4 protein-coding genes and 3 pseudogenes are annotated in these 7,124 nt (G+C 67.4%); 6 read left to right on the top strand and 1 reads right to left on the bottom strand.

Annotated elements, in window-relative coordinates; all coding sequences use genetic code 11:
• The 6 genes and pseudogenes from FCI23_RS61985 to FCI23_RS53005 form a co-directional block, all read left to right on the top strand.
• A pseudogene (locus FCI23_RS61985) lies at positions 1-155 on the top strand (dehydrogenase); the annotation flags it as partial.
• Positions 156-383: 228 nt separating this feature from the next.
• Positions 384-1,346, top strand: a complete 963-nt coding sequence (locus FCI23_RS53025) for an alpha/beta hydrolase family protein (protein WP_136731219.1) — start codon at positions 384-386, stop codon at positions 1,344-1,346.
• Between the two features lie 396 nt (positions 1,347-1,742).
• The gene (locus FCI23_RS53020; protein ID WP_211265875.1) at positions 1,743-2,342 is read left to right on the top strand and encodes an NADPH-dependent F420 reductase; all 600 of its coding nucleotides are present in this window, start codon (positions 1,743-1,745) and stop codon (positions 2,340-2,342) included.
• A gap of 244 nt (positions 2,343-2,586) precedes the next feature.
• Positions 2,587-3,462, top strand: a pseudogene (locus FCI23_RS53015) (LLM class flavin-dependent oxidoreductase).
• Positions 3,463-3,625: 163 nt separating this feature from the next.
• The gene (locus tag FCI23_RS53010; RefSeq protein WP_136731213.1) at positions 3,626-4,210 is read left to right on the top strand and encodes a TetR/AcrR family transcriptional regulator; all 585 of its coding nucleotides are present in this window, start codon (positions 3,626-3,628) and stop codon (positions 4,208-4,210) included.
• Positions 4,211-4,503: 293 nt separating this feature from the next.
• Complete coding sequence (locus FCI23_RS53005) at positions 4,504-5,799, top strand: IS701 family transposase (RefSeq protein ID WP_136731210.1); 1,296 nt, start codon at positions 4,504-4,506, stop codon at positions 5,797-5,799.
• A gap of 1,080 nt (positions 5,800-6,879) precedes the next feature.
• On the opposite strand, the pseudogene FCI23_RS52995 reads toward FCI23_RS53005, so the two are convergent.
• Positions 6,880-7,124, bottom strand: a pseudogene (locus tag FCI23_RS52995) (cbb3-type cytochrome c oxidase subunit I); the annotation flags it as partial.

Below are 7,124 nucleotides of genomic sequence, written 5' to 3'. Positions count from 1 at the left end.
CCGGCTGCCCCGGCTTCGTCGCGACCGACCTCAACGGCTTCCGCGGCGTGCGCACCCCCGAACAGGGCGCGGCGATCGCCATCAAGCTCGCGACCCTGCCCGACGACGGCCCGACCGGCAAGTTCTTCGAGGACGCCGGCGTAGTGCCCTGGTGATGTGCACGGCGGTCATCACCCGCCGCGTGAGACGGCTTCGCCCGCGCGTCTCGAACAGGTTCATCGACTGCGGCGGCCGTCCCGGCCAACGCTTCGGCGCCCGGGGCAACGCTCCGCACCGCTCCGGAGGAACACTCCGGTCGGCGAAGCCGAAACCGGGCGTTCCCGCCCGCATCCCCGCCGTCGGCCTTGTGAGCCGGCGGCATGCCCCCGAAGAGGATCAACATCATGAGCGAGTCGACTCCCACTGACGTCGTCAGCGCGCCCACTCCTGTCCTCTCGTTCAGTCCGGTGGCGCTATCGGCTCCCAGCCGAGCCGTGGACCTGCAGGTCAAGGTTTCCGCGCCCGCGACGGGAACCGAGCTGCCGATCATCCTGCTCTCGCACGGCCATGGCAGGTCGAACCACCTCTCCTCACTGAACGGTTACGCCCCGCTCGCCGACTTCTGGGCAGCGCACGGCTTCGTCGTGATCCAGCCCACCCATCTGAGCTCGAAGACGCTGGCCCGCAGTGTGGATCCCGACGATCCCGAGGCGCCGCTGTTCTGGCGCACGCGGGCTCAGGACATGACGCGGATCCTCGACCAGCTCGACGTGATCGAAGCCACCGTCCCGCAGCTGCAAGGGCGCCTGGACCGCAGCAAGGTTGCCGTAGTCGGGCACTCGTTGGGCGGGCAGACCGCGAGCATGCTGCTGGGCGCGCGGCTGACCGATCCCCAGGACGGAACGGAAGTGAACCTGGCCGATCCCCGGATCAAGGCGGGGGTGCTGCTCGCCGCGCCCGGCCGAGGCGGCGATGCCCTCAGCGAGGCCGCGGCCAAGAACTTTCCGTTCTTCTCGACCATGGACTTCTCCACGATGGCCGCACCTGCGCTCGTGGTCGCCGGCGATAAGGACGTCTCGCCTCACCTGACGGTTCAAGGCTGGGAATGGCACGCTGACCCTTATCACCTCGCTCCCGGCCCCAAGTCCCTGCTCACCCTGTTCGACGCAGGGCACATGCTCGGCGGGATCTCCGGATATGACGCCGCCGAGACCACGGACGACAACCCCGAGCGGGTGACCGCAATCCAGCAGCTGACCTGGGCCTACCTGCGCACCGAGCTCTATCCCGCAGATTCCGCCTGGCAGGCAGCGTGTGACGCGCTGACCGCCGGAGACAACTCACTCGGCCGGGTCGAATCCAAGTAGGCCCCACGAAACCCATCCGTCCGTCGGACCAGCAGCATGAAAACGATGCTCTTCCCCAAAATGGTCATCGCGCGGGCCGTCTTGAGCTGCTGGACATGGCAGGTAAAGACGCCGCGGCTCAAAACGAGTCATCCAGCGAGCATGCTCAGGAACAGTCCTGCCAAGACCTGGCCCAGGTAGGCGGAGATCCCCGAAATGCGGGTGGGTTAGTCCCACGCGGGCGCGCAGGTTTCTGTTGACGACCTGCTGGTTGAACGTGGCTGCCGCGAGCAGCACCGTGCAGACGCCGCCCCGGGCATCGTCCGGTATGGGTGTCCCGTCGGTCAGTGCGGTTCGGCATCGAATCAATACATCTATCGCTCATGTTATTTGGGCCCAAACTGTCAGGAGACTGTTGTGCACATCGCGATCATCGGCAAGGGGAAAGTGGGCTCTGCTCTGGGAGCACGGCTCGCGTCCGCCGGCCACGAGGTGGCCTACGGCTCACGTACCCCCGAGGACCACACCGGGTCGGTCAGTCAGACGGAGGCCGTCCAGGGCGCCGAGCTGGTCATCATCGCCATCCCTGGCACTGCTGTCCTTTCTACGTTGGAGGGGATCGGGGGGGATGTCCTCGCCGACCGGATCGTGCTGGACATCTCGGCCGCCTTCACGCCGGACATGGCGCTGGCCTACCCCAACGACAGCGTCGCCCGGCGGGTGCAGGCGCGCTTCCCCCGGGCCCGGGTCGTCAAGTCTCTGAACACCATGAACGTCTCGATCATGGTGGACCCGCTGGCCTCGCTCCCGCAGGCAACGGTGTTCGTCAGCGGTGACAACCAGGACGCCAAGGCGGCCGTCAAGGGGTTGCTGGCCGACCTGGGGTGGACCACGGAGAGCATCCTCGACCTCGGGGGCGTGGCCAGTGCGACAGCCACCGAGCACGCCGCGCCGTTGTTCTTCGCGACCTACATGGCCTTGCAGACGATGCGGTTCAACATCGCCATCACGCGCTGACGGCAGTCGCGTCGGGCGGTACCGCCCGCTACCTAGTGAGCCCCCCGCCGCAGCCACGATCCGGTGAAGCGCAGCCTGGAGCCCAACCCGTGGGCGACGCAGCGCCACCAGCAGCGATTATCCCTCAGCGCCGAGTCGCTCGTCAGGAAAGCATCACTCGGTGAGGCCCACCGTCGGGACGCACTCGCACGGCTCTGACGCGGGGACGAAGGTCAAAGACCGAAACCAAAGGACTGACGGCTGCATGCCACAAACACCCCGACCCAGCTTCGGGATCATGACCGCCCCCATGCAGATCGGCTACCACGACATCCTGCGGGTTTGGCGCGAGGCGGACGAGATCGCCGAGATCGAGCACGCGTGGCTGTTCGACCACCTCATGCCGATCGGCGCCGACCCGGACGGGCCGGCCCACGAAGGCTGGACCCTGCTCTCGGCCCTCGCCGCCCAGACCCGGCGACTGCGCCTCGGCCTGCTCGTTACCAGCAACCGCATCCGCCCACCCGCGATGCTGGCCAAGATCGCCACGACCGTCGACATCGTCTCCGGTGGACGTCTCGACTTCGGCATCGGCGCCGGCTCACGACCGGACCAGCCCTTGGCTCGGCGGGAGTACGAGGCGCACGGCCTGCCCTTCCATGACGCCGCTCACGCCGTGGGCAGCCTCGCCGAGGCGTGCACGGTCATCCGGCGGTTGTGGACCGAGACCGAACCCTTCGACTTCCATGGCACCTACCACCGTCTCACCGATGCGTTCGGCAATCCGAAACCCATCCAGCGTCCCCACCCGCCGATCCTCATCGGAGGCCGTTCGGCCGCCGTGCTGCGCATCGCTGCCGAGCACGCTGACCTGTGAAACATCCCGGGCGGCGACATCGATGACGTCGTCAGCCGCAGCGCGCTGCTGGACCGCTACTGCGCCGAGAACGGGCGCGACCCTGCCGCCATCACCCGCTCGATCCACCTGCCGGTCTCCTACGACCAGCCCGGCACGACCCGGGACGCAGTCGGCAAGGCGATCGACGCCGGCTTCCAGCACATCGTTCTCGGGCTGCCGGCGCCCTACCCCGTCGGCGTCGCCCAGTGGGTCGCCGACGAACTCATCACCACGCGGATCTAAGGACCCAGCCACAGGGGGATCCGCCTACCCGGCCCATGCTCGAGCACGCGACAGGCCGGTGAGAGATATTCATTCTGGCCGTTCTGTCCCGCAGTGGCCTGTGCCGGGTCGAGCTACGCAAAGACGATGGCGTTCGCCAATCGCCGACGGAGGTGACAGAGCGGTGGCCAACGTCAGCGGATCGGGATGGCCAGCCCCGCGGAAGCGGACCGATGCTCGACGTAACGCGCAGAAACTGCTGGACGCGGCCGCTGCGGCTTTCGCCACCTCCGGCGTCGACGTGCCCGTACGCGACATCGCCGCCAGGGCCGGTGTCGGCGTCGGCACGATCTACCGCCACTTCCCCACGCGGGCCGATCTCATCGTCGCCGTCTACCGGCACCAGATCGAGGCCTGCGCCGAGGCCGGCCCGGCACTGTTGGCGCACAGCAACCCACCGCACACCGCCCTGGCGCGATGGATCGACCTCTTCGTCGACTTCCTGGTCACCAAGCAGGGCCTCGCCGAGGCGCTGCGGTCCGACGCCGCCGCCTTCCAGACCCTGCACGCCCATTTCCTCGACCGCCTCGTACCCGTATGCGCTCAACTGCTCGACGCCGCTGTCACGGCTGGCGAGACCCGCTCCGACATCAACGCCGACGAACTGATGCACGGCGTCGGCAACCTTTGCATCGGCGTCGGCTACAACCCCCGGTATGACGCACGCCGTATGGTCGAAGTCCTTATCTCAGGACTGCGCCTCAGTTGAGTAGGGTCGGGGACTGGCGCGGTGGCTTGCGCTCCGTTTCCCCGCCGCTTCAAGTGAAGCATGCAGTTCTCCCGCACACGGCTTTCCGACGTGGGTGCAGCTCTTGGATGAGCCACGAGCTACACCCGGTTGAGATTGCCCCGGACCCGAGCCACTACCCCAGGACTGCCCCGCCTCCTTTCCTCGTCTTTGATCCGTTGCTCGGCGGCCACAGACGCCTGCGCCACCTTCCCAGCCCGGTCCCACACCACAGGACACCAGGCGAAGCACAAAACTGACCGGGGTGGGCCTTGATGCCGGTGACCGTACCGCCGTCCCTGCTGATCGTTCTGGAGGTCCTGCGGCCGTGCTTCACCGCGCCCTCGTTCGCGACGATGTCGGCGCTGGTCACCGGGGCGCTGTCGGCGGGCGGCCCGCGCACAGTCACCGGGATGTGGCAGGCCGCGGGCCTGGCCGGGCAGGCACACTGGTCGCGCGCACACCGGTTCTTCTCCCGCGCGGTGTGGGACTTGGACCAGGTGGGCCTGGCCCTGGCCCGCGCGGTCGCGGAACGCTTCATGCCCGAGGGTGCCGCGGTCACCGTAGCGGTGGACGACACCCTCTTCCACCGCTACGGCAGACACGTCCATGGCGCGAAGTACCAGCACGACGGCTCCGCCAAGGGACGCGACGGCATCGGGCGCGGCAACTGCTTCGTGATCGTCGGTATCGTGGTGGCGGTGCCGTTCATGGCCCGCCGGGTCTGCCTGCCGGTCCTGTTCCGCCTGCACATCCACAAGACCAGCACCTCCAAGACCGAGCAGGCCCGCGCCATGGTCGACCTCCTCGCCCAGACGCTGCCCGGACGCACGATCCACGTGGTGGGCGACGCCCTGTACCGCGGGCCCGCCTGGCGCGGCCTTCCCCAACGGGTCACCTTCACCACCCGGCTTGCCGCCAACGCGGTCCTGTACGCACCCGAACCGCCGCGCACCGGCAAGCGCGGACACCCCGCTTGGAAGGGCGAACGTCTGGGCACCGCCACCGAGATGGCCGCCACCGCGACGTGGACCCGTACCAGGGTGACCCGCTACGGGGTGACCGAGGCCGTGGACCTCGCGGTGATCACCTGTCTGTGGTGGGGCAGCCTGCACCGCACCCCTGTCCGTGTGGTCCTGGTCCGCGACCTGGACGAGACCCGGCCCTACACCCTGGCCCTGGCCACCACCGACCTGACCACCAACGGCGAGCGGATCGTGGCCAGGTACGCCTCCCGCTGGTCCATCGAACAATCGATCAAGGACGCCAAGCAGCTCCTCGGCGCGGGCGACGCCCAGAACCGGCTGCCCGCCGCCGTCGAACGCACCACACCCCTGAGCCTGGCGAACCTCACCATCCTGGTCCTGTGGTACGACCACGCCGGCCAACCCGCCACCGACCTCAACACCCGCCGCCACGAAGCCCCCTGGTACCGCCACAAGCGCCACGTCTCCATCGAGGACATGATCACCGCGTTCCTGCGAACCCGGATAACCCACATCACCGCAGCCCAGGACACATCCACCCTATTCGGCCCCAGCCACCCGACCAGCCAACCTATCGCCGCGTAATGGCGAAACTTCAGAACGGAGGAGGCGGTGCGCGGTGCCTGAATCGGTCTAGACAACACAACGGCCCAGGTTGGGGATCACGTCCCTGGCCTGGGCCTTCGTTTTTGGAGCGGGTGACGGGAATCTGAGCTTGGGAATCACAGGGGCCTTGCTCGGTGTATGCGCAGCTCGGGCGGTGTATTTGCTGGGCGATGGGTGGTTGCTCGCGTCACGGCTGCTGCCCGCTGTTGACCGTGGGATACCGCTCTGCCTGGTGCGGAAGTGGCGCGGCCGGCGCAGACCACCCAGCCTCAGGAGGGTGCCCAGATCAGCATGGCCGGCACCGGCAGGGCGATCAGTCAGCGGGTGACCAGTACGGGCTTGCGACCGTAGCGGTCGGAGAAGGTGTCGGCGAAGAAGTTGGTGACGGCCTTGGTGGCGCCGAAGGTCACGACGGCGTGGCGTTCGCCGAGGCGCTGTGGGTCTGATGGCTGCGCCTCAACCAGCGGAGTCGCTGTAGTGTCGGGAAACCGGATTTTTACTGGGAAGGGAGAAGAAAACCCTTGACTCATAGTGAATGGGTAGGATAATTGCAATACACCAGAAAACCGGAGTGAGTCGCACTGTCGGTGGAGACGTTCGCCGACTCGCGTGACTCGCCCGTTGGCTCTGGCCAGGCCCCCGGCAGCTCTCTCGGTCTCAGAGCTTTCAGTGACGGCTGAAAGTCATGGCATCGGGGCGGACTACCGGGGACTGCATGTTTGCATGCACCCGAGGTGCGCAGTGCATGCACATGAGCGCATGCACATGGAGGATCCGGGTGAAGCTCCCGGGTCGGCGTGCGGCGCCGCAGCGATGGCTCACAGCGAGGTCGGTGAGGGCCGGATCACCGAGGCGGCGGTCCGCGCGGTCGGCGGGAGGCGGCTCAGCTGCCTGAAGGGTGCCGAAACTCCGCACCGGGTCTGATCAGGCACTTGCGTCTCCGCCCGATCATGGCAGGCTCGCACCGCATGGCGTTGCGCATGCTCTATCTGATCTTCCTCCGGCTCCTCCTGCTGCTGTCACGGTCGGAACGGCCTGATCCGCGAGGGGTCTATCAGGAAAGAACAAGTGCTGCCACAACCACGGTCCGCTGTTGGCGGCGTCGAAGACGTGTGCCCCGAATTTCCGGTCTGCCTCCAGACACAGCAGAGCGGCGGCGAGCACGGGGAACGCGATGAGCACAGTACTGCGGTGAGCAGAACGTTCCAGGTGAAGAACGGCATCCGGAACATGGTCATGCCGGGCTCGCGCATGCAGATGATCGTGGTGATGAAGTTGACCGCGCTGAGGATGGTGCCGAAGCC

This window comes from Actinacidiphila oryziradicis, assembly GCF_005047355.1.
Lineage (GTDB): Bacteria > Actinomycetota > Actinomycetes > Streptomycetales > Streptomycetaceae > Actinacidiphila > Actinacidiphila oryziradicis.
The sequence above is the reverse complement of the archived record's forward strand: the minus strand, read 5'-3'. Positions and strand labels throughout refer to the sequence as shown.